This window comes from Amycolatopsis roodepoortensis, from assembly GCF_024628825.1.
In the GTDB taxonomy this organism is placed as follows: Bacteria; Actinomycetota; Actinomycetes; order Mycobacteriales; family Pseudonocardiaceae; genus Amycolatopsis; species Amycolatopsis roodepoortensis.
This window is the reverse complement of sequence record NZ_CP102415.1, coordinates 7,020,069-7,042,647: the sequence shown is the minus strand read 5'-3', so window position 1 is coordinate 7,042,647 and position 22,579 is coordinate 7,020,069. Positions and strand designations below refer to the sequence as shown.

Annotated in this window: 22 protein-coding genes; 11 read left to right on the top strand and 11 right to left on the bottom strand. The window is 68.5% G+C overall.

Going from position 1 to position 22,579, the window contains the following annotated elements:
- Nucleotides 1–4 precede the first annotated feature (4 nt).
- Nucleotides 5–1,363 (top strand): cellulose binding domain-containing protein, encoded by a 1,359-nt coding sequence (locus tag NQK81_RS33735; RefSeq protein WP_257484683.1) that lies wholly within the window; start codon nt 5–7, stop codon nt 1,361–1,363.
- A 291-nt stretch (nt 1,364–1,654) separates the two neighbouring features.
- The gene (locus tag NQK81_RS33730) at nt 1,655–2,299 is read left to right on the top strand and encodes a class I SAM-dependent DNA methyltransferase (RefSeq protein WP_257484682.1); all 645 of its coding nucleotides are present in this window, start codon (nt 1,655–1,657) and stop codon (nt 2,297–2,299) included.
- 396 nt (nt 2,300–2,695) lie between these two features.
- Here NQK81_RS33730 and NQK81_RS33725 read toward each other — a convergent pair whose 3' ends face one another.
- Nucleotides 2,696–4,465 (bottom strand): chitinase, encoded by a 1,770-nt coding sequence (locus NQK81_RS33725; RefSeq protein ID WP_257484681.1) that lies wholly within the window; start codon nt 4,463–4,465, stop codon nt 2,696–2,698.
- Nucleotides 4,466–4,691: 226 nt separating this feature from the next.
- On the opposite strand from NQK81_RS33725, the gene NQK81_RS33720 reads away from it, so the two are divergent.
- Nucleotides 4,692–5,327 (top strand): sigma-70 family RNA polymerase sigma factor, encoded by a 636-nt coding sequence (locus NQK81_RS33720; protein WP_257484680.1) that lies wholly within the window; start codon nt 4,692–4,694, stop codon nt 5,325–5,327.
- Here NQK81_RS33720 and NQK81_RS33715 read toward each other — a convergent pair.
- The 5 genes from NQK81_RS33715 to NQK81_RS33695 form a co-directional block, all read right to left on the bottom strand.
- Nucleotides 5,324–5,971 (bottom strand): response regulator, encoded by a 648-nt coding sequence (locus tag NQK81_RS33715; RefSeq protein WP_257484679.1) that lies wholly within the window; start codon nt 5,969–5,971, stop codon nt 5,324–5,326. The two genes, NQK81_RS33720 and NQK81_RS33715, sit on opposite strands and share 4 nt — an antisense overlap.
- Nucleotides 5,968–7,515: a sensor histidine kinase gene (locus tag NQK81_RS33710; protein WP_257484678.1), complete on the bottom strand. Its 1,548-nt coding sequence runs from the start codon at nt 7,513–7,515 to the stop codon at nt 5,968–5,970. The genes NQK81_RS33715 and NQK81_RS33710 overlap by 4 nt, the downstream gene beginning before the upstream one ends.
- 30 nt (nt 7,516–7,545) lie before the next feature.
- Nucleotides 7,546–8,061 (bottom strand): pyridoxamine 5'-phosphate oxidase family protein, encoded by a 516-nt coding sequence (locus tag NQK81_RS33705; protein ID WP_371878823.1) that lies wholly within the window; start codon nt 8,059–8,061, stop codon nt 7,546–7,548.
- Nucleotides 8,062–8,257: 196 nt separating this feature from the next.
- Complete coding sequence (locus NQK81_RS33700; RefSeq protein WP_257484677.1) at nt 8,258–8,689, bottom strand: nitroreductase family deazaflavin-dependent oxidoreductase; 432 nt, start codon at nt 8,687–8,689, stop codon at nt 8,258–8,260.
- Between the two features lie 10 nt (nt 8,690–8,699).
- The gene (locus tag NQK81_RS33695) at nt 8,700–9,482 is read right to left on the bottom strand and encodes a TetR/AcrR family transcriptional regulator C-terminal domain-containing protein (RefSeq protein ID WP_257484676.1); all 783 of its coding nucleotides are present in this window, start codon (nt 9,480–9,482) and stop codon (nt 8,700–8,702) included.
- A 78-nt stretch (nt 9,483–9,560) separates the two neighbouring features.
- Here NQK81_RS33695 and NQK81_RS33690 point away from each other — a divergent pair, with 78 nt between their 5' ends.
- The gene (locus NQK81_RS33690) at nt 9,561–11,822 is read left to right on the top strand and encodes an ATP-binding cassette domain-containing protein (protein ID WP_257484675.1); all 2,262 of its coding nucleotides are present in this window, start codon (nt 9,561–9,563) and stop codon (nt 11,820–11,822) included.
- A gap of 98 nt (nt 11,823–11,920) precedes the next feature.
- Here NQK81_RS33690 and NQK81_RS33685 read toward each other — a convergent pair whose 3' ends face one another.
- On the bottom strand, nt 11,921–12,778 hold the full coding sequence (locus tag NQK81_RS33685; protein ID WP_257484674.1) for a hypothetical protein: 858 nt from the start codon (nt 12,776–12,778) through the stop codon (nt 11,921–11,923).
- A gap of 137 nt (nt 12,779–12,915) precedes the next feature.
- Between NQK81_RS33685 and NQK81_RS33680 the strand changes: the two genes are divergently transcribed.
- From NQK81_RS33680 to NQK81_RS33665, 4 genes are all read left to right on the top strand, one after another.
- Nucleotides 12,916–14,049 (top strand): metallophosphoesterase, encoded by a 1,134-nt coding sequence (locus tag NQK81_RS33680; protein ID WP_257484673.1) that lies wholly within the window; start codon nt 12,916–12,918, stop codon nt 14,047–14,049.
- 124 nt (nt 14,050–14,173) lie between these two features.
- Complete coding sequence (locus NQK81_RS33675) at nt 14,174–14,818, top strand: DUF998 domain-containing protein (protein WP_257484672.1); 645 nt, start codon at nt 14,174–14,176, stop codon at nt 14,816–14,818.
- 23 nt (nt 14,819–14,841) lie between these two features.
- A complete protein-coding gene (locus NQK81_RS33670) occupies nt 14,842–15,639 on the top strand; it encodes an alpha/beta fold hydrolase (protein WP_257484671.1) in 798 nt (265 codons plus the stop codon).
- Nucleotides 15,640–15,652: 13 nt separating this feature from the next.
- Complete coding sequence (locus NQK81_RS33665) at nt 15,653–16,189, top strand: O-acetyl-ADP-ribose deacetylase (protein WP_257484670.1); 537 nt, start codon at nt 15,653–15,655, stop codon at nt 16,187–16,189.
- 51 nt (nt 16,190–16,240) lie between these two features.
- On the opposite strand, the gene NQK81_RS33660 is transcribed toward NQK81_RS33665, so the two are convergent.
- From NQK81_RS33660 to NQK81_RS33650, 3 genes are read right to left on the bottom strand one after another with little or no spacing between them, the layout of a single operon-like run.
- Nucleotides 16,241–17,224, bottom strand: coding sequence for a TolB family protein (locus NQK81_RS33660; protein WP_257484669.1), 984 nt, complete (start codon nt 17,222–17,224; stop codon nt 16,241–16,243).
- Complete coding sequence (locus tag NQK81_RS33655; RefSeq protein WP_126732749.1) at nt 17,221–18,465, bottom strand: MFS transporter; 1,245 nt, start codon at nt 18,463–18,465, stop codon at nt 17,221–17,223. Before NQK81_RS33655 ends, NQK81_RS33660 begins: the two co-directional genes overlap by 4 nt.
- A 55-nt stretch (nt 18,466–18,520) precedes the next feature.
- A complete protein-coding gene (locus NQK81_RS33650; RefSeq protein WP_257484668.1) occupies nt 18,521–20,107 on the bottom strand; it encodes a discoidin domain-containing protein in 1,587 nt (528 codons plus the stop codon).
- Nucleotides 20,108–20,255: 148 nt separating this feature from the next.
- On the opposite strand from NQK81_RS33650, the gene NQK81_RS33645 reads away from it, so the two are divergent.
- Complete coding sequence (locus NQK81_RS33645) at nt 20,256–20,900, top strand: HAD-IA family hydrolase (RefSeq protein WP_257484667.1); 645 nt, start codon at nt 20,256–20,258, stop codon at nt 20,898–20,900.
- On the opposite strand, the gene NQK81_RS33640 is transcribed toward NQK81_RS33645, so the two are convergent.
- The gene (locus NQK81_RS33640) at nt 20,890–21,357 is read right to left on the bottom strand and encodes an NUDIX hydrolase (protein ID WP_126732747.1); all 468 of its coding nucleotides are present in this window, start codon (nt 21,355–21,357) and stop codon (nt 20,890–20,892) included. The genes NQK81_RS33645 and NQK81_RS33640 overlap by 11 nt on opposite strands.
- Nucleotides 21,358–21,498: 141 nt before the next feature.
- On the opposite strand from NQK81_RS33640, the gene NQK81_RS33635 reads away from it, so the two are divergent.
- Nucleotides 21,499–21,948 carry a DoxX family protein gene (locus tag NQK81_RS33635; protein ID WP_257484666.1) on the top strand — a complete coding sequence of 150 codons (450 nt, stop codon included), beginning with the start codon at nt 21,499–21,501 and terminating at the stop codon, nt 21,946–21,948.
- A gap of 187 nt (nt 21,949–22,135) precedes the next feature.
- Nucleotides 22,136–22,561, top strand: coding sequence for a DoxX family protein (locus tag NQK81_RS33630; RefSeq protein ID WP_126732745.1), 426 nt, complete (start codon nt 22,136–22,138; stop codon nt 22,559–22,561).
- Nucleotides 22,562–22,579 lie beyond the last annotated feature (18 nt).

Sequence of the window (22,579 nt, the reverse complement as noted above, 5' to 3'; positions counted from 1 at the left end):
GACAGTGGGCAAGCGGACTTGGATCCAGGCCATCGGCCTGGCCGCCGCTGCCGCAACGGCCGGCGTGGTCCTCGTGATCGCGCCGGCCTCCGCGGCCGGCGGCGTCGGCGCCGCCTTCAGCAAGGGTTCCGATTGGGGCTCCGGCTGGGAAGGCAAGTACACGATCAGCAACAACTCGGGATCGAGCCTTCCCACGTGGACGGTCGAATTCGACCTCCCCGCGGGGCACTCGATCGCTTCGCTGTGGGACGGCAGCTACTCGGTCTCCGGCCAGCACGTGACCGTCAAGAACACCTGGAACGGCAACCTTTCCAACGGCGGTTCCACCAGCTTCGGCTTCAACGTCAAATACTCCGGGGGCTACGTCGCCCCGGCGAACTGCAAGATCAACGGTGGTTCGTGCGATCCGGGCGGCGGCGGTCCGACCACGACGCCGACCACGCCCACCACCACCTCTCCGACGACGACCACGAGCAACCCGCCGCTGCCCGGCGGCCGTGGCGCACCGTATCTCTACATGGGCTGGGGCAGCCCGCCGAACCCGCAGACGGTCATGAACGCGACCGGGATCAAATGGTTCACGATGGCGTTCATCCTTTCCTCCGGTGGCTGCAACCCCGCCTGGGACGGCAGCCGTCCGCTGCAGGGCGGCGTCGACGCGAACGCGATCGCGCAGATCAAGGCCGCGGGCGGGCAGATCGTGCCGTCCTTCGGCGGGTGGAGCGGCAACAAGCTCGGCCCGAACTGCTCGACGCCGGAAGCGCTCGCCGGGGCCTACCAGAAGGTGATCGACGCCTACGGTCTCAAGGCGATCGACATCGACATCGAGAACACCGACGAGTTCGAGAACGCGGTCGTGCAGGACCGCGTGCTGAACGCGCTGAAAATCGTGAAGGCGAACAACCCCGGTATCCAGACCATCCTCACCTTCGGCACGACGACCAGCGGCCCGAACTCCTGGGGCAACCGGCTCATCGACCAGTCGAAGGCACTGAACGCCGGGATCGACGTCTACACGATCATGCCGTTCGATTTCGGTGGTGGCGCGGACATGTACGGCAACACGATCCGGGCGGCGAACGGCTTGCGAGACAAGCTGAAGTCGACGTTCGGGTGGAACGACGCCACGGCGTACGGCCACCTCGGCATCAGCGGCATGAACGGTCTTTCGGACCAGCGCGAACTGACGAGTCTCGACACCTGGACGCGGATCACCGACTGGTCCAAGACCAACAAGATCGCCAGGCTCGCGTTCTGGTCGACCAACCGCGACCGCGGCTGCCCGAACGGCGGGGTCGCCGAGAACTGCAGTGGTATCGCACAGAACGACTGGGACTTCACGCGGATCACCGCGGCTTTCTGACGTCCCCTTCGAACCGCGGGCCCGCACCGATGCTGCACGGTGCGGGCCCGCTCCTTTCGCCCGCGTTTCGTCCTCTGGATGCGGTCCTCGTCGGTTGTCGCGGCAGTGGCCGTGTCCCGTTGTGAGCGTGTCGCGTTGCGGCGGCGCTGTTCGGTGGTCAGCGGCATGATGTGCTCTCCTGCATCGCGGTCTGCGGAAACGTGGCAGAGTTCTGGGCCAGTTGGCGGCCGATGATCGGTCTCTCTGCGTCGGCCGTCCACGAGGTCGTGATCATGGAATATCGTGCCGGTCATGACCACGGATGACTGGTTGGCCGACACCCGAACCTCTTATGACACGGTCGCGGTCAGCTATGCCGCCCAAGTGCGCGGCGCCCTCGCCGGACACCAGTACCTGCGCGCGGCTCTGGCGTTGTTCGCCGACAGCGTGCGGATCGCTGGCGGCGGGCCGGTCGCGGACGTGGGCTGCGGCCCCGGTGAAGTCACCGCCCACCTGCATGAGCTCGGTGTCGACGCCTTCGGTGTCGACCTCTCCCCTGGGATGATCGACGTGGCCCGGCGCGACCACCCCGGCCTGCGGTTCGAGGTGGGCTCGATGACGGACCTGGACCTCCCCGCCGCTTCGGTGGCCGGCCTGCTCGCCTGGCAGTCGTTGATCCACATCCCTGACGACGATGTGCCGACTGTGTTCGGGCACTTCCACCGAGCATTGCGTCTCGGCGGACCGCTGCAGCTCCTGTTTCACGTCGGCGACGAGTCGCGGTTGAAGACGGAGGGCTATGGCGGTCACCCGATGAAGGTCCATGTCCACCGCCGTCAGCCTGACCAGGTGGCATCCTGGCTGCGCGATGCCGGATTCGTGGTCGAGGCTCAGATGCTGCTCGACCCGGATGCGAAAGCTCAGCAAGCGATTCTTTTCGCACGCAGTAAGTCCTGACTTCTGCATATGTCGGGCTCGCCAGTCGGAACCGGAGGACATGCGGGTGTCCTCCCAGCGGTGCTGGTGGCCTCGTCGATGCTGTCGAGCACTCGTTGGACACGGTCGTGCTCGCGCCGAAGCCGGGTCTTCTCCCCCGTGGGGACTCGGGGGTTGCCGAGGAACGCGGAGTAGGTTCTCGATTCGCCGGTCGGTGTCCAGCACCGTCGGCTCGGCCGGTGCGCTGTCCCGCAGCGCGTTGTCGATGTGGGCGACACGGCTGCCGGGGCGCACGGGCCGAGCCGGTCCCGAGGCCCGCAAGCCCTGAAATACGTGAAGGCCCCCTTCACTGCGTCTAGCGCAATGAAGGGGGCCTTCACGTACTTACAACCGCCGCATTCAGTCCTCTGAATGCTGTCAGGGCAGAGCGTTCAGGAACGGCTCGTGGGCGTTCTGGAACTCCCATCCGTAGTACCGGTCCCAGTTGATCGACCACGTCATCAGCCCGCGCAACGCCGGCGAGGCACCGCCACGCAGGGAATACGACCCGCAGCCGGAGTTCTTCACCAGGCAGTTCAGCGCCGAATGCACGGCCGCCGGAGCGGTGTGCCCGTTGCCCGCGCTCACCGCGGCGGGCAGGCCGAACGCGATCTGGTCCTCACGCAGCCCCGGGAACCGGAATCCGGTCGAGGACACCGTGAAACCCGCCTTGATCATGTCGGTCATCGCGATGTGGAAGTCCGCGCCGCCCATGAAGTGGTACTGGTTGTCCAACCCCATCACCGGCCCGGAGTTGTAATCCTGGACGTGCAGCACGGTCAGCGCGTCCCGCATCGCATGGATCACCGGGAGGTACGAGCCCGTCCGGTTGTCGGCGCCGCCGAGGCCGCCGTAGTACTGGTATCCGGTCTGCACGAAGAACGTCTCCGGCGCCATCGTCAGCACGAATCCCGCACCATAGCGGGCTTTCAACGTCTTCAGCGCCGAAATGAGATTGACGATCACCGGCGTCGTCGGATTGCGGAAGTCGTTGTCGCCCGGGTTGAGGTACAGCGAGTGCCCCTCGAAGTCGATGTCGAGCCCGTTCAGCCCGTACCGGTCGATGATCGCGGACACCGAGCTGACGAAGGCGTCACGCGCCGCGGTCGTGGTCAGCTGCACCTGGCCGTTCTGGCCGCCGATGGAGATCAGCACCTTCTTGCCCTGCGCCTGCTTCGCGCGGATCGCGGCGATGAAGTCCGCGTCGCTTTCCACCGTCGGGCATTCCGCGACCGGGCACCGCGTGAAGCGGATGTCGCCGGAGGTCACCGAGGTCGGTTCACCGAAGGCCAGGTTGACGATGTCCCACGCCGCCGGGACGTCGGCCATCCGCGTGTAGCCGGAACCGTTGGCGAAACTCGCGTGCAGGTAGCCGATCAGCGCGTGCTTCGGCAGGCCGGAGTCGACGCAGCCCGAGGTCGTGGCGCCCGCCTCCGAGGTCTTGGGCGATTCGCCCGCGCTGTTGTACGCGGCCACCGAATAGCTGTGCGACGAACAGGCGGTCAGCCCCGAGATCGTCGCCGAGGTCCCGGTCACCGTCGCGACCACCTTGCCCGCCTCGTACACGCGGTAGCCGGTCACCGTCCCCGCCGAGGCGCCCCACGAGAGCGCGATCGACGAGCTCGTCACCGTGCCCACGGCCGGATTCCCCGGTGCGGGCGGCGCGCCGGGGGTGCCACCGCCGGGTCCGTCGAGGCTGATGTCGTCCGCGTAGTAGGTGCCCGACCCGTACCAGCCGTGGACGTACACCTCCGCCGTCGTCTGCGTGGCCGACGTCGTGAACGAAAGCGACAACTGCGTGTACGAGGTCGCCGCAGTCCAGGTCGAGGGCCCGCCCGTGACGCCGAGGTACACGGGGTTCCCGTTCACCCAGGCGGAGACCGCGTAGGTCGTGTTCGGCTGGACGGATACCGTCTGTGCGCATTTCCCGATCGTCGAGCCGGGCGTGACCGAAACGGCGTAACCGCCCGAACGGACCGGCGTGGTCACGGTCGCGCCCGCCGCGCAGGACCAGCCGGACGTCGAACCCGCCTCGAACCCGGGATTGAGGAGCAGGTTGGCCGCGCTCGCGGTGCCGCCGCCGGTGACCAGGCCGGTGAAGACGAGCACCAAAACGGCCAGAAATGCCAAGGATCTGGAACGCCTCATCGCGATTCCTCCGTGAAAGGGCGGCCTGCCGCCGCACTGGGCTAATTGTCTAGACCAATCCGGAGAAAGTCCATACCCCCGGCGGCACCAGGGTCCAAAGACCCGACTACTCCGGGCTGCTGGACCGGTGTGACGCGGGGGCGCGCTCCGTAACGTCGGAAGGGCCAAACAGGGCTGGGGGCTTCCGGGAGGTGGGGACGATGGGACCGAGAACGGCAGAATCGGCGTGACCGCCGTGTCAGAAGCCGTGCGCCCGACATATCAGCCCCGCCCGGGAGAACCGGACGGCGAGCTGATCCGTGCGGCGATCAGCGGCGACCGGCGGGCCGTCGGCAGGCTGCTGGCGCTCCTGCGGCCGATCGTGTTCCGCTACTGCGCGGGCAGGCTGGGCGGGACGATACGCGGCGTCTCCAACGCCGAAGACTGCGCCCAGGAAGTCCTGATGGCCGTCCTCGTCGCCCTGCCGCGCTACAGTTACCAGGACAACAGCTTCCTGCCGTACGTCTTCGGGATCGCTTCGCACAAGGTCGCCGACGTCCGCCGCAACTTGGCCCGCGACCCGTCCGCGCCGGTGCCCGATCCCGAGCCCGAACAGGACGGACCGTGGAATCCGACGTTCGAGGAGGTCGAGAAGGCCGATCGCCGCCGCCGGTTGTCGCGGCTGTTCGAGGTCCTTTCGGCGAAACAACGCGACGTGCTGGTGTTGCGCGTGATCCACGGGTACAGCGCCGAAGAGACGGCCGGCGCGCTGGGTATGGCGAGCGCGGGCGCGGTCCGCGTCACCCAGCACCGGGCCCTCAACGAACTGCGCCGGGTACTGCGCGAGAACCCCGATTTCGCCGGCGGGTTCACGTTCTTCTAGGAAGTGGGCTTACGGCGTTGCGTGGCGTAGACGGCGGCGGCCGTGCGGCGTTCGAAACCGAGCTTGTGCAGCAGGGACGACACGTAGTTCTTGACCGTCTTCTCCGCCAGGTACAGCTTTTCCGCGATCTGGCGGTTGGTCAGCCCGTCGGCGATGTGATCGAGCACCCGCCGCTCCTGCGGGCTCAGCTGTTCGTACCGCGGGTCCGGGAGGTCGCTCTCCCCGCGCAGCCGGTTCATCACCGAGGCCGTCAGCGTGCTGTCGAGGAGCGATCCGCCCGCGGCGACCGTGCGGACCGCCTTGACGAGCGCGGCACCGGAAACCTGCTTGAGCATGTACCCGGCCGCGCCGGCCATGATCGCGCCGAACAACGCGTCGTCGTCCGAATAGGACGTCAGCATCAGGCAGGCGGGCGGCGGGTCGATCGATGCCCGGATCTCCCGGCAGACACTGACCCCCTCGCCGTCCGGGAGCCGGACGTCGAGCACCGCGACCTGCGGTTTGACCGCAGGGATCCGCACGTACGCCTCGGCGGCCGTGGACGCTTCGCCGACCACGGTGAGATCGTCTTCGGCCTCGAAGACCGTCTTCAATCCGGTGCGGACGAGTTCGTGATCGTCCAGCAGGAACACCGAAATCGTCATCGCACACTCCCCTGTCGGGCCGGCAGCTCCACCGACCAGTCGAGCTTCGTCCCGCCTTCCGGCGCCGCTTCGACGGCGAACGAGCCGTTCCAGCGGGCCGCGCGTTCGGCCAGGTTCGCCACACCGCTGCGGTGGCCGGGTTCGGCGGGCATGCCGACGCCGTCGTCCACCACCGAGAGTTTCAGCCACCGGCCGTCGCGGTCGACGGAGACGTCGACCGCGACCGCCGTCGCTTCGGCGTGTCTGACCACATTGGACAGTGCTTCGCGCAGGGTCGCGATGAGGTCGGAGCGGACCGTGTCCGGCACCGCCGAGTCGAGCGGCCCGTCGAAGCCGACCCGGGGTTCGGACGCGCAGCCCGCGTCCAGCGCGACCCGCAGCAGCTCCGATCTGAGGCTGCCCTGCGCCTCCGCCGGCTCCTGCAGCGAGAAGATGCTGTTGCGGATCTCGCGGATCGTGCGGTCGATCTCGTGCGCGAAGCCGGTCACGCGGTCGGCGACGGCGGGTTCGCCCGCGAGCCTGCCGAGCCCCTCCAGGCCGAGCCCGATCGCGAACAGCCGCTGGATCACCAGGTCGTGCAGGTCGCGGGCGATCCGGTCGCGGTCTTCGAAGACGGCGAGCCGCTGCCTGTCCTGCTGCGCGCGGGCGAACTCGACCGCGAGCGCGGCGTGCGCGGCGAAGGTCTCGGCGAGCTGGACGTCGTAGGCGGAGAACGGGGTCTTGTCGCGGAACTTCGCCACCAGCAGGACGCCGAGCTTCTCCTCGCCGACGATCAACGGGACGGCGACCGTGGAATCGAGATCCTTGATCATCGCGGGCAACGTGACGCCGCGGCCACCCTGGTGCTCGATCACCTTGTCGCCATACTCCCGGACCACGACGGGTTTGCCGCTCGTGTACGCCAGCCCGGTCGCGGTGCCCTCGGTCGGCACGGTGACCCCGGCGATCCGGTCGGCGTCCGGCCCCGGCGGCTCGACGATCTCGAAGACCAGCATCCCGTCACCGCGCGGACGGGCGACCGCGCCCGCCGAACCGCCGGCGACGACGCGGGCGCGTTCGGCGATGAGGCGGAGGGTCGCGGTCAGATCCTGGTCGGCCAGGAGCGCGCCGGTGACGTGGTAGGAGGCTTCGAGCCAGCGCTCGCGCCGCTGCACCTGGTCGAACAGGGCGGCGTTCTCGATCACCACACCGGCCGCCGCGGTGAGCGCGACGAGCAGGTCGTCCTCGGTTTCGGTGAAGTCCTCGCCGTCCGGTTTGCGGGCGAGGTACAGCAGCCCGAAGATGCGGCCGCGCATACGGATCGGCACCACCCGGGCCTCGTCCTCGGACGGCGGCCGCTCCCAGGCGTCACCGAAGCGGATGAACTCGTCCGAATCGAGCACGCTCAGCGCGCCGAACGGCGCACCGGTCAGGTCGCAAGCCGATTCGACCAGGCGCCGCAGTACGTCGGAGAGGCTGAGATCGTGGGCGATCCCGGCCACGGCGTCCAGAATCCTGGGCGCTTTGGCGTCGCTCGCCGCACTCACCCGCCGCACTGGCGTCACCGTCCCGGAGTAACTCCCCGGGCAGTGGGGTCAGGAATGACAGACGCGCCCGGATCGCTCATCTGGTGCGTCGATCACGGACAGTGCTTCGTTACCGCGAGCGCCGAGGATCCTCCGTCCGGTCACCGACTCGATCGGGATCCGGAGGTAGCGGGAGTCGGCCTGACCAGTCCAGCAGCCCAGCGGCAGCGTCTCGAGCTCGGCGATCACGATCGGATCACGCACCTCGGAGGCGCGGCCGACGACGGTGACGAACCAGCCCGTCCCCAGGTCCTTGGCGAACTCGTCGACGGCGAACGCCACCACGCTGTCGAGGATCCCGGCGAACAACGCGCTCTGCGCCGGGGTCCGCACCACGATCGCGCCGTGGTGGAGCGCGAACCGCGCGGGCTGGATCGCCGGCATGGCGCGCGAAGTGAACACCACCCGGCCGAGCCCGGCGCCCGCGAGCAGCGCCAGGCACTGCTCGCGGCCGAGCGTCTCGAGACCCAAGGAGTCGGACATCGGCATCCCCGCGTTCTCGTCGTGTGGTTCGTCGAGATCCACGGTCCCCGGCTTACCGACTCGCCGGTAGGGCCGATGGACCCGGCCCGTGCGGGGGATGCGGCGAGGTTGCGAAAGCCACTTTCGCACCGTTGAAGGTTGTGAAAGTGGCTTTCGCAACGCGTTTTGCCAGGTTGGCCGCACAGCCGAGCCGGGCCGCGGTGACCGACCGGGCACGACCACCGAAACCTGAGCGCCCCTACGCCTTGGGCGACAGCAGCACCACGGGGATCTCCCGGTCGGTCTTGGTCTGGTACTGCGCGTAGTTCTTGTAGTCCGCGGTGATCTTGGGCCACAGCCGCGCGCGCTGCTCGGCGTCGGCCACGGTCGCGACCATCGGCTTCGCGCTCTCGCCCTTCAGGGTGACCTGGACGTCGGGGTTGTCGCGGAGGTTGAGAAACCACGCCGGGTGCTGGTCGTCGCCGCCGCGGGAGGCGACGATGACGTACGCGTCGCCCTCGCGCAGCGGCGAAGTCAGCAGGACGGTGCGCGGCTGGCCGGATTTGCGGCCGATGGTGGTCAGTTCCAGGACGGTCATCCCGGCGACCTGCCAGCCGGCGCGGCCGCCGCTGACCTTCTGGATGACGCGGTGGACGGCGTTCATGGTCTTCAAGGCGAAATCGGAGGGCATGCGGAGAAGGCTACTCCGCTTTCGTCGCGACTTCGATTCCGTCCAGGATGACCCTCAGCGAGAACTCGAAGGCCTCCCTCGCCTCCTGCTCCAGATAGGACACCGTCTCGTCCTCCATCCGGAACGCGTGCTCGCTCTCCATCCAGGTCAGCGTCGGGAAACGCTCGGCGAAGTCCGGCGAGACCTCCTTCAGGTGCGCGGAGCGCGCGTACCACCACTCTTCGTCGGACTGCCCCGTCGCCTTCTCGGCCAGCCGCGCCTCCGAGGCCGTCCTGGCCGGCTCGCGCACACACGAGTACAGCGCGCTGACCAGCCGCCGCAGCGCCGTCGGGCGCAATCCGGTCCGGCGCAGGATCTTCACCAGCGCCTCGAGGACGACGTACTCGTTCGGCCCGAGCACCGGCCGCGCCTGCGAGACCTGCAGGACCCAGGGGTGCCGGAGATAGAAGTCCCAGAGATCCTCGGCCCAGCGCGCGGCGTCAGCCCGCCAGCCGTCATCGTCGTAAGTGGCCGAAAGCTCGGCGAGAGCCGTGTCGTACATGAGGTCGACGAGTTCGCTCTTGCTCGGGACGTAGGTGTAGAGCGCCATGGCCGTCCGGCCGAGCCGGTCGCCAACGGCCCGCATCGAGAGCCCCGTCATGCCTTCGGCGTCCGCGATGGCGATGGCGGTTTCGACGATCAGCTCCACCGAAAGCCCCGGTTTGGGGCCGGGCCGCTCGGCGTCCGGCGACTCGGTCCGCCACAGCAGTGCCATCGACCGCCGGGGGTCCCCCTGCGCCGCGTAGACGACCACTTGCCAACTCCTTACAGCATAAACTAACCTCTGCTACCCTCACTTTACAGGCTAAAGAGTTCCAACCAGGGGAGAGCCATGCCTTCGGCCGCCGACAGCCACGACATGATCCAGGTGCGCGGAGCCAGAGAGAACAACCTCGCCGACGTCTCGGTCGACATCCCCAAACGCCGCCTCACCGTCTTCACCGGTGTTTCGGGCTCGGGGAAGTCGTCCTTGGTGTTCGGCACCATCGCCGCGGAGTCGCAGCGGCTGATCAACGAGACCTACACCGCGTTCATCCAGTCCTTCATGGCCCCGGTCGGACGGCCGGACGTGGACGCGCTGCGGAACCTGAGCGCCGCGATCGTCGTCGACCAGGAGCGGATGGGCGCCAATTCCCGGTCCACGGTCGGCACCGCGACCGACGCGCACACGATGCTGCGGATCGTCTTCAGCAGGCTGGGAACACCGCACGTAGGGACGTCGGGCGCGTTCAGCTTCAACCTGCCCGAGGGGATGTGCCCCGAATGCGAGGGGCTGGGCAAAGTCTCCAGCATCGACGTCGACCAGCTAGTCGACAAAGAGCTTTCGCTCGACGAAGGGGCGATCACCGTCCCGAACTTCACACCCGGCAGCTGGTACTGGAAGGGGCTGGCGGAATCCGGTTTCGTCGATCCCGCGGTCAAGCTGAAGGACTACACCCCGCAGCAGTGGGAAGACTTCATGCACAAACCCGCCACCAAGATGAAGCTCGGCGGGATGAACACCACCTACGAAGGCCTTCTCGTGAAGGTGCAACGGCTGTTCCTGTCGAAGGACAAGGAAGCGACGCAGCCGCACATCCGGGCCTTCGTGGACCGGGCGATCACCTTCCGGCAGTGCCCGTCGTGTGAAGGCGCGCGGCTCAACCAGGCGGCGCTGTCCTCGAAGATCGAGGGACTGAACATCGCCGACTGCTCGTCGATGCAGATCAGCGACCTGGCCGACTTCCTCCGCAAGATCGACGATCCGTCGGTCGGGCCGCTGATGCAGACCCTGCGCGAAACCCTCGACTCGCTCGTGGAGATCGGCCTCGGCTACCTGAGCCTCGACCGCGAGTCCGGCACGCTGTCCGGCGGCGAGGCGCAGCGCGTGAAGATGGTGCGGCACCTGGGTTCCAGCCTCACCGACGTCACCTACGTCTTCGACGAGCCGACCGTCGGGCTGCACCCGCACGACATCCAGCGCATGAACGGTCTCCTGCTTCTCTTGAAGGACAAGGGGAACACCGTGCTCGTCGTCGAGCACAAACCGGAGACGATCGAGATCGCCGACCACGTCGTCGACCTCGGCCCCGGCGCCGGGCCGAACGGCGGGCGGATCTGCTACACCGGCGACGTCGCCGGACTGCGCGCGTCCGGCACGCTGACCGGGCGGCACCTCGACCACCGGGCGCGGTTGCGCACCGACGTCCGCGTGGCCACCGGGCAGATCCCGATCCGGAACGCGACCCGGCACAACCTGCGCGGGGTGGACGTCGACATCCCGCTGGGCGTGCTGACCGTGGTCACCGGCGTCGCCGGATCCGGCAAGAGCTCGCTCATCCACGGCTCACTGTCCACAAGGGACGACGTGGTGGTGCTCGACCAGTCGGCCATCCGCGGTTCTCGGCGCAGCAACCCGGCTACCTACACCGGCCTGCTCGACCCGATCCGCACCGCCTTCGCCAAGGCCAACGGCGTCAAGGCGGCCCTGTTCAGCGCGAACTCCGAAGGCGCTTGCCCGAAGTGCAAGGGCATCGGGCTGATCTACACCGACCTGGCGATGATGGCCGGTGTGGCGACCGTCTGCGAGGAATGCGAAGGCAAGCGGTTCACCGCCGAAGTGCTGACATACAAGCTGCGGGGCAAGGACATCAGCGAGGTCCTCGCGATGCCGGTCGCCGAGGCGCGCGAGTTCTTCCCGTCCGGGCAGGCACGGACGATCCTGGACCGGCTCGCCGACGTCGGCCTCGGCTACCTCGGGCTCGGGCAGCCGCTCACGACGCTGTCCGGCGGGGAACGGCAGCGGATCAAACTGGCCATCCGGATGGCGGAGAAGTCCGCGACCTACGTCCTCGACGAACCGACCACCGGCCTGCACCTCGCCGACGTCGATCAGCTGCTCGGCCTGCTGGACCGGCTCGTCGACGACGGGAACACGGTGGTGGTGATCGAACATCACCAGGCGGTGATGGCGCACGCGGACTGGATCGTGGATCTCGGGCCGGGCGCCGGCTCGGAAGGCGGCCAGGTGGTGTTCACGGGGACTCCGGCGGATCTGGTCGCCTCCGGTGACACGCTCACGGCACGGCACCTTCGCGCTTACGTGGGCCAGTAGCGCGTGCTGTCGTAGGTGATCTGAGTGGCGTGTTGCGAAAGCCACTTTCGCAACGTTGAAGGTTGCGAAAGTGGCTTTCGCAACGCCGGCGGAGATGCTCACGACACCCGGGACCGGCGCCGAACCGCTTCACGAACGGCCACCGCACCGATAAGCCCCAGTACCCCCAAAGCGACTCCCGACGTCACCATCTCCACCGGCGAGGCCGCCAGCGGCGAAACCCCCGCGACCGATTCCAGCCCCACCACCGCGGTCAGCACCGAATAGGCACCGATCGCCACCCACACCAGCCGCACGCGCCGCCGTTCCATCCACTCCGCGAACCGCAGCAGCCAGGCCAGCCCCGGCACGATCAGGATCGCGTGCATCGCCACCGCGTGCAGCGGCTTCAGCGCACCGGCGGTGGTGTACGCGGCCTGCGGGTTCCCGCCCCGCGCCTCGGCGACGCCGCTCGCGATCATCGCCGCGCCGGCGCCCAGCGCCACCAGCAGCGCGACGAGCCCGAACCGCACCGCGAGCCGCATGCTCGCCGACGTCTCCCCGTCGCCGCGCAGAGCCGCGCCCATGAAGGAGACCGCCGTCAGGATGATGACGCCGCCACCTGCCGCGAGCGTCGTCGAGACGGCGTTGTCGAAGCCCGTCTCGAAGTTGAAATGCGACGGCACCCCGCGCCAGGCCTGCATGCTCACGAGCAACGTCTCGACGACGCTCGCGCCGGTGAAGACGCCGAGCAGCACGTTCCGCACACGTGGCCGCACCGCGACGTACGACGTCGCCCAGGCGACGGTGATCAGCGTCAGGCCGAAAGACAGGCCGAACGTGACCGCCTTCCGCATCGACACCGGCCCGGTCCACGAACCGCCGGACGCGATCAGCACGACCGCGTGCCCGAGACCGCTGAGGAACAGGAGCGCCCCGGTCGCGTAGGCGACGCGTTCGATCGTCCGTGACTTCATGCCGAAGAGTGTCTTCCGCGGCTGGACGAAAAGCGTCGGCCGTGAAGCGACACCGCGCGTACGCCCGCCTACGTACCTGAGACGTCCTCAGCGAAGACGGCGGTAGAGACCAATGGGCTGTTACTCTGGCCGACATCATGCCCCGCATCCTTGTCCGCGTCGCCGCGCTGATCGCCGTTCTCGCCCTCCTCTTCGGTGTGCCGTGGTGGACGATCGTCGGCTCCCCCGAGCTCCCGGCCGCGCTCGAAGTCCTCGGCACGATCGTGTTCGCCGCCGCCGCCCTCGCCGTGCCCGCGTGCATGGTCCTCGGCCACGGCCCGTGGCAGCGTGATCTCGCGGCGAAGGTCGGCGACCTCTCCCTCGGGCTGATCTGGCTGCTGTTCTCCTTGTCGGTGCTCGGAAACGTGCTGCGGCTCGTTCTCGCGGTGTCCGGAGTGGACAGTGCGGCGGGAATCGTGTCCGGCGTCGTCTTGGTCGCCTTCGCGGCGCTGGCGGCGTACGGGATGTTCGAGGCGCGACGCGTGCCGAGGCTCAAGGAACTCGACGTCATGCTCCCCCGCCTCGGCGCGGGTCTCGACGGTCTCCGCTTCGCGATCATCACCGACACCCACTTCGGCCCGCTGAACCGGACGACGTGGTCGGAGAAGGTCGTCGAAGTGGTGAACGAGCTCGACGCCGACGTCGTGGCCCACGCCGGTGACCTCGCCGACGGTTCGGTCGCCAAACGCGCGCACCAGGTGGCGCCGCTCGGAAAGGTGCGGGCGAAGCTCGGCAAGTTCTACATCACCGGCAACCACGAGTACTTCGGCGAGGCGCAGGCCTGGCTCGACCACATGCGCGACCTCGGCTGGGAGACCCTCCACAACCGGCACGCGAAGGTCCGCCAAGGCGGGGACACGCTCGTCTTCGCCGGCATCGACGACCCGACGGGCGCCGCGTCCGGCCTGCCCGGCCACGGCCCCGACCTTCCCGCCGCGCTCGACGGCGTCCCCGCGAGCACCCCGGTCGTCCTGCTCGCCCACCAGCCGAAGCAGGTCAAGCAGGCCGCCGAGGCCGGCATCGATCTCCAGATCTCCGGGCACACCCACGGCGGCCAGATCTGGCCGTTCCATCTCCTGGTCCGGCTCGACCAGCCCGTCCTGGCCGGTCTTTCGCGCCACGGCGAGCGCACGCAGCTGTACACAAGCCGCGGCACCGGCTTCTGGGGGCCGCCGCTGCGCGTCTTCGCGCCGAGCGAGATCACCCTCCTGACCTTGCGAAACGGCAAGTAGCCACCCCGTCGCGACACCTCACGGTGTCCCAGCGGCGCTACCGACAATTTTTTTTGTCTTGACAACTGGGGCTTTCGGAGCGAGAGTTGTGCCAACGCACTCGCCGCCCCGAAAGGCCGAAACGATGACCATCACCGCCACCCGGACCCACGTCGCACTACCGGCCCGCGCCCTGCTCGCCTGCGGCGCCGTCTCGGGCCCGCTGTACTTCCTGACCACGCTCACCCAGGCCGCCGTCCGCGACGGCTTCGACGTGACGAAGCACCCGGCGAGCATGCTGAGCAACGGCGACGCGGGCTGGATCCAGGTGACGAACTTCCTGGTCACCGGCGTCCTGATGATCGCCGGGGCAATCGGGCTGAGCCGGACGCTCGAACCGGGAAGAGGCAGCACGTGGGGGCCACGGCTGCTGGGCGTCTTCGGCGTCAGCCTGCTGTTCGCCGCGGTCTTCAAGGCCGATCCCGGCAACGGCTTCCCGGTCGGCGCCGGCCAGGCCACGATCAGCACCGCGGGCCTCCTGCACATGGCCGCCGGCTCGATCGGTTTCCTGTCGCTGATCGCCGCGACCTTCGTGTTCGCGAGCCGCTTTTCCCGTGAGGGCCACCGCGGCTGGGCCGTCTACTCCCGCGCCACCGGCATCGCGTTCTTCGCCTCGTTCGCCGGGATCAGCTCCGGCAACGCGAACGCCGTCGTGATGCTCGCCTTCTGGGCCACCATGATGCTGGCCTGGGGCTGGGTCACCGCCGTCATCCTCCGTTCCGCTCGCTAGACCATTCGAGGAGAATTCCCGCCATGAGCACCGTGACCTCGCAAGACGGCACCACCATCGCCTACACCCGCACCGGCTCCGGCCCCGCCGTCATCCTGGTCGACGGCGCGATGTGCCACCGCGAGTTCGGCCCGGCCAAGCCGCTGGCCGCCGAACTGGCCGCGCACTTCACCGTCTACACCTACGACCGCCGCGGCCGCGGCGAGAGCGGCGACACCGCGCCGTTCTCCGTCGCCCGCGAAGTCGAGGACATCGCCGCGCTGATCAAGGAAGCGGGCGGGACCGCCCACGTCTACGGGATCTCGTCCGGCGCCGCGCTCGCCCTCGAAGCCGCGAAAGCGGGGCTCCCGATCACGAAACTGGCCGTCTACGAATTCCCGCTGGTCGTCGACGACACCCGCCCGCCGGTCCCGGCCGACTACGCCGAACGGCTGGAGAAGGCCATCGCCACCGGCAAGCCCGGCACCGCGATCAAGACCTTCATGCGGGAAGGCGTCCGCGTCCCGGCCCCGGTCGTCTTCATGATGCAGCTCATGCCCGCGTGGCCGAAGCTGAAGAAGGTCGCGCCGACCCTGCGCTACGACGCCGCCCTGTTCGACGGCCTGCACGACGGCACCCCGCTGCCCGAGGGCCGCTGGGCGGACGTTTCCGTGCCGACGCTGGTCATGGACGGCGGCAAGAGCCCCGCGTGGATCCGCAACGGTGTCGCCGCGCTGGCGAAGGCGGTCCCCGGTGCCGAGCACCGCACGATCGAAGGCCAGACGCATATGCTCAAGCCGAAGGCCGTTGCCCCGGTCCTGATCGAGTACTTCACCGACTGACGGAGCGATCACGATGATCGAACTGGTCGAAGGCGACATCACCGAACAGCGGGTCGACGTCGTGGTCAACGCCGCGAACTCGTCACTGCTCGGTGGCGGCGGGGTGGACGGCGCGATCCACCGGCGCGGCGGGCCGGAGATCCTCGCCGAATGCCGGGCCCTGCGCGCGGGGCACTACGGCAAGGGACTGAAGACCGGAGAGGCGGTCGCCACCACGGCGGGCCGCCTCCCGGCGCGCTGGGTGGTGCACACCGTCGGGCCGGTGTGGTCCGATTCCGAAGACCGGTCCGCGCTGCTGGCCGCCTGCCACCGCAACTCGCTGCACGTCGCCGCCGATCTCGGCGCGCACACCGTGGCGTTCCCCGCGATCTCGACCGGGATCTACCGGTGGCCGGTCGAATCCGCGGCGGAGATCGCCCTCGAAACCGTGATGGACACCCTCTCGGCCGGGTCTTGCTCCGTGGAACTGGTGCGGTTCGTGCTGTTCGGCAAGGCGGCGTACGACGTATTCCGCGAGCAGGCGGACGCGATGGGCCTGGGCGGGTCGTGAGTGGCGATTCGGGTTCTAACCCGAATCGCCACTCACGACCCACCGGACCGACTACACACCCGCCGGCGAGCTGCCCTGCTCGACCACCAGCCTGGCCGCCCCGCTCCCGTCCGCCGGAACCGACCAGATCGCCGAATCCACGCCGTACGCCACGGTCCGGTCGTCGAGCCAGGTCGCCTGGTCGTCCACGCTGCGTGTCTCGGCCAGCATGGTCTCCTTCCCGGAGGCCAGATCGAGGACGGCGAGCCGCCACGGCGCCGCGAGATCGGCGGAAACCCTCTTCTTGAAGGCGATCCGCTTCCCGTCCGGCGAGAGCGACGGGCATTCGACGTTCTCCCGGATCATCTTCGCGACGAGCTTCTCGTAGTCCGCCTCGACCAGGTACGTCTTCCCCTTCGTCCCCACGGTCGCGTAGAACCGTTTGCCGTCGGGGGTGAAGGTGATCCCCCAGTAGTTCACGTCGGACGAGTAGTACGGCTTGCCGTCGAGCAGGAGCCCCATCTCCTCGATGCTCTTCATCAGCTTCCCGGTCGTCAGGTCGAAGATCCCGGCTCGGGTCGAAAACCCGGTCTCCGCGTAGGAATCCCCGTTGACGAACAACGTCCAGTAGGCGCGTTTCCCGTCCGGGGAGACCCGGCCGCGGCTGGGCGTGCCGGGCAGTTCGATCCGGCGGATCTCGTTGAGGTCCTTGTCCAGCACGATGACGTCGGTCATCGGCGGCAGCACCCCGGGCTGGGCGGCCAGGCACAGCGCGGTCCCCGCCGAGGCGGCGAACCGGTCACAGCTGAGGCCGGACACCTTCCGGGGCTCGCCGGGACGGTCGACCGGGACGGTCGCGAGATGGCCGAAGTCGGGGCCTTCGGCGGTGTTGCGGAACAGCAGTTGTCCCTTGGCCCGCACCGAAACCGGCTGGCCGGACACGACGGCGACGGAGTTGACGTCCGGCCCGCGGTCCCGGGACACGACACCGTAGCCGACGGCCGCCGCGATCAGGACGACGACCGCCACCACCACTCCGATGATCCGCGCCCTCATGCGTAGGTCCGCAAAGGACGGAGGACGGCCGCGGCGACGACCACCACGGCCAGCGCGCCCGCGGCGACCAGCACCGCGGCGTGCAGGTCCCACGTGGTCCACGCGAGTCCGAAAAGGACGGACGCGAGCATCCGCGTGGTCGCCTGCCCGGTCTGCACGAGCGCCAGCCCGCTCGCCCGCTGATGCTCGGGCAGCAACGGCCCGGCGGCGGCCATCAGGACGCCGTCGGTGGCCGCGTAGAAGACACCGTGCAGCACGAGCGCCAGCACCGCGAGGATGCCGCCGTCCACCGGCCCGAGCAGCGCCAGCAGCGCCACGACCAGCGCGACGTGCCCGCCCAGGAACACCTTCCAGCGGCCGATCCGGTCCGAAAGCCTGCCGAAGGGGACGGCCAGCAGCAGGTACACGCCAGCGGTTCCCAGCGGCAGCAAGGGAAAGAAGACCGCGCCGAGTTCCCAGCGGCGCTGCAGCACGAGATAGAGGAACGAGTCGCTGAGGGTGACCAAGCCCAGCAGCGCGGCCCACACGCAGATCCGGCGGAACGACGCCTGCCGGATCAGGCCCGCGGTCTCCCGCAAGGAGACCTTCGGCCGTTCGGCCCTCGGCTTGGGCTGGTGGTCCTTGACCAGCACCACCAGGATGATCACGCCGATCGCGGCGATGCAGAAGCTGGTGAAGAACACCGAGTCGTAGCTGCCGAGGCTGAGCCACAGCACGGCCATCGCGACCAGCGGGCCGAGGAACGCGCCGAAGGTGTCCATCGCACGGTGCACACCGAACGCGCGGCCGAGGTGTTCCGGCTCGCTGCTCAAGGTGATCAGCGCGTCCCGCGGCGCGGTCCGGACGCCTTTGCCGGTGCGGTCGGCCGCGAGCACGGCGCCGATCGCGACGGTGGACGACCCCGCCATCATCAGGCCGATCTTGCCCAGCGCCGAGAGCCCGTAACCGAAGCAGGCGACCGCCTTGAGCCGCTGCCACCGGTCCGCGAGATGCCCGCCGACCAGCCGGACGACGGCGGTGACACCGGAGTAGAGGCCGTCGAGCACGCCGAACTGCAGCGGGCTCAGGCCGAGACCGAGGACGAGGTAGAGCGGGAGTACCGCGGTCACCATCTCCGACGAGATGTCGGTGACCAGGCTGACCAGGCCGAGCGCGACGACGTTCCCGGTGACGGCCCGTTTCACGCCGCTCTTCGGGACGTCCGCCGCGGCGTCCGCTCCCCTACTGGTGGCGATGTACATGGGAGACCTCCAACGCCGTGAGGAGGTGCCGGGCCACGGCACCTCCTCACGGGGATCAGTGGCAGGTGTAGGTGGGAGAGGAGTCGATCGTCTTGCCGTCGAGCCCGATCAGCTGGGTCGAGAAGGCGTTGTCCGACATGTTCAGCTTGAGCACGCCGTAGGTCGAGATCGCCTTCGCCGTGGCCGGGTGCTCGGTCTTGACCGGGTACAGGCTCGCCCCGCCACCGCCGCCGATGATCTGCACCGGACCCGCCGGGTCCTTGTCGCCGTCGGCGTTCTGCGGATGGAACCGCTCGTAGTGGTGGTCGTGCCCGTTGAGCACCAGGTCGACCTTGTTCTGGACCAGGGTCTCCCAGAGCGTGGCCATCTTGCTGTTGTCGCCGTGGTCACCCGAGGTGTAGCGCGGGTGGTGGTAGTACGCGGCGACGCAGGGCTTGGTGTTGTTCTTCAGGTCCTGCTTGATCCAGTTCAGCTGCTCGTCGCTGATCGCGTTCGCGGCGAGGCCGGGCGAGAACTCCGTGCTGTCGATGGCGACGAAGTGCCAGTTGCCCATTTCCCAGCTGTAGTAGGTCTTCCCGTTGGGCGTCGCGATCTTGCCGAAGTACTGCTTGTAGGCGCCCAGCGGGGTGTGGTCGTAGGTCTCGTGGTTGCCGGGGACCGGGTGCATGATGTTCTTGTACTTGCCCCAGGTCTTGTCGAAGTACTTCGTGAAGTCCTCGATATGGGCGTCGTCGTACTGGTTGTCGCCCATGGTGATGACCGCGGCCGGGTTCATCTGGCCGACCAGCGCGGCCGTCTTCGGGTGGATGCACGAAGACGACGAAGCGGTGCACTGTTCGGCGATGTCACCTGAGGCGGCGAGGACGAACGAAGAACCGCCCGCCTGCGTGGTCGCCTGGATCTGGTTGCTGGCCGCCGAGGTGTTGCCGGCGGCGTCCTTCGCACGGACGGTGTAGGTGTACGCGGTCGACGCGCTCAGCCCGCTGTCGGTGTAGGAAGCGCTTTCCGTCGTGCCGACGACCTGGCCGTTGCGCAGCACCTCGTAGCCGCTGACGCCGACGTTGTCCGTCGAGCCGGTCCACGTCAGGTCCACAGTGGACGAAGTGACCGAACCCGCCTTGAGGTTCGACGGCGCGGTGGGCGCCTGCGTGTCGCCGGAAGAGTCCGACGTCCCGTAAACCTGCATCTCCCAAAGGGAGTAGCCGTAGCTGGTGGCACGTTTGGTGCCGACGAGGCGCAGGTACCGGCCGCGCGCGGCCAGCCCGGTGAGGTCGTCGGTCCCGCCGTTGCCGTTGGTGACGGACTTGATCGGGGTCCACGCCGAGCCGTCGTTGGAGACTTCCAGCCGGTACGCGGTGGCGTAGGCCGCTTCCCAGTTCAGCTTGACCCGGTTGATGGCCGAGGGGCCGCCGAGGTCGACGCGGATGAACTGCGGGTCGACGCCTTCCGTGCTCGCCCAGCGGGTGGTGCTCTTGCCGTCCACGGCGAGCGGGCCGCCGTAGGATGAGGACTCCACCGAGGAGACCAGGACGGCTTTACCTTGGGACAGAAGGACATCAGCGGCTTGGGCGTTTCCGCTGAGCAGCGTCGGCAACAGGATGGCGGCCGCGCCTAGTGGCAGTAGTCGGGTTCGGGCCTTCACATCGATCTCCCCGGGAATCCGTGGCGGCGGGCTGAGAGGGACGGGTGCGCGGCGTTCACTTCGAGTACACGTGTTCGTTTGGTAAGTTTCCTAACGAATGCGTACGGTAATCCGTACCACTCAGTGAGTCAAGACGTAGACTCGTCCCATGACCGGCGCATTGATCTTCGATTTCGACGGGACGCTGGTCGACACCGAGGCGGCCGTCCTCGTGGCCTGGCAGGAGACCTTCCGCGCCCGCGGCGGCGAACTCCCCCTCGACGTCTGGCACACCGTGATCGGCACGCAGAACACGGCCGCCGCGATGTTCGAGCTCCTGGAGGAGAACGACGAGAACCTGGACCGGGTCGCCGTCCGCACCGGCGTCCGCGCCAGGGTCACCGAGCTGCTGGAATCGGTGGGGCCGCGGCCCGGCGTCGAGGAGTACCTCGAAGACGCCACGGAGCGCGGCCTGCGGCTGGCCATCGCGTCCAGTTCGACCGGCGACTGGGTAACCACGCATCTGCGGCGGCTGGGCCTCGCGGACGCGTTCGAGGCCGTCCTCACCGGAGACCTCCACGAGGCGAAGCCGAGCCCGGACCTCTACCTGGCCGCGCTCGCCGCGCTGGACCTGCCCGCGTCCGAGGCGATCGCGTTCGAGGACTCACCGCACGGCGTCACCGCGGCGAAGGCCGCCGGGCTCGAATGCGTCGCCGTGCCGAACGCGATCACCGCGGTGCTGAACTTCGACCACGCCGACCTCGTACTCGGCTCGCTGGCCGACAAACCACTCGGCGAGTTACTCAGCCGTTGAGCAGTTCACCCAGCCGGACGAGGAACGGGCGCTGACCTTTGAGCAGTTTCTCCTCCGCTTCGGCCAGCCCGAACCAGGCGACCCGGTCGACCTCCGGGAACTCCTGTGTCCGGCCCGAGCGCGGCGGCCACTCCATCTCGAAGGTGCCCGGCACCACCTGAGCGGGGTCGAGGTCGCCCTCCACCGCCCAGACCGTCACGACCTTGCCGCCGGACTGCTTCACGACGCCGAGCGGGAGGTACTCCCCCTCCGGCGCCGGCAACCCCAGTTCCTCCTGGAACTCGCGCCGCGCCGCGGCCTCCGGCGCCTCGTCCGGCTCGTACTCGCCCTTGGGCACCGACCAGCCGCCCGCGTCCTTCTTCGCCCAGAACGGCCCGCCCATATGCCCGAGCAGCACCTCGGTCACCTCGCCCGACCTGCGGAAGAGCAGGATCCCGGCACTCGTCTTACCCGCCATGCCGTCCAGTCTGGCCTTACTCCGACCGGGTGATGTGACCGGCCCGCGAAAAAAGTTTCCGCCCGGCTGTCGAATCGCGTCGTGCCCGTCCGACGCGTTGTCAGAAGCCGCCCGACAGACACTCCCGGAAGGACCGGAACCATGACGCAGACCACCGCCCCCGCCAAGACCACCGCCACCACGACCGCCGCCACCCCGCGTGCCGCCAAGGCGCAGGGCGCGATCCAGTCCGCCGTCCGGATCGTCGTCTCGTTCCTCTTCCTCTGCCACGGTTTGCAGGGATTCGGATTCTTCGGTGGCGTCGACGGCGCGGGCGGCTCGGTCGAGCTCGGCTCCTGGCCCGGCTGGTACGGCAGCGTGATCGAGCTCGTCGGCGCCGCGTTCGTGCTGGTCGGCCTGTTCACCCGCCCGGTCGCGGTACTCCTGTCCGGCGTGATGGCGTACGCCTACTTCACCGTGCACGCCCCGGAAGGCCTGCTGCCGCTGCAGAACATGGGCGAACTGTCGACCCTCTACTGCTGGATCTTCCTGCTGATCGCCGCGATCGGCCCTGGCACGTTCGCCATCGACACCCTGCGCCGCCGCCGCTGACCGAAACGCGATTAAGGCCCCTTTCCTGGATCCATTCCAGGAAAGGGGCCTTAATCGCGTTTCGTCGTCGTTAAATTCGGACATACCATGGAATTACCCCCCGAAAGAAAGTTCCCCGCCGATGGGGGTATCCGGCATCCTCTATCACATCAATGGTTTAGACCACCTTGAGCCGGAAGGATGCGTCATGACCCAGACAGCCGCCGCCACGACCACCGAGGTCGGCCCGACCGCCCCCAAGTGGCAGGGACTCGCCCTCTCCGCCGTCCGCGTCGTGGTCGCGTTCCTCTTCCTCTGCCACGGTTTGCAGAAGATGGGCCTCTTCGACAAGCCCGCCGTGCCGTTCGGCACCTGGCCGGGCTGGTACGCCGGGGTGATCGAAACGGTCGGCTCGCTGCTGATCCTGGTGGGCCTGTTCACCCGCCCGGTCGCGGTGTTGCTCTCGGGCACGATGGCGTACGCGTACTTCGTCGTGCACCAGCCCGACGCGCTGCTTCCGTTGCAGAACAAGGGCGAGACGGCCGCCCTGTACTCCTGGATCTTCCTGCTGTTCGCGGTGGTGGGCCCGGGCACCTACGCGCTCGACACCCTGCTGCGGCGCCGCAAGTCCTGAAGCGCGTGAAGGCCCCCT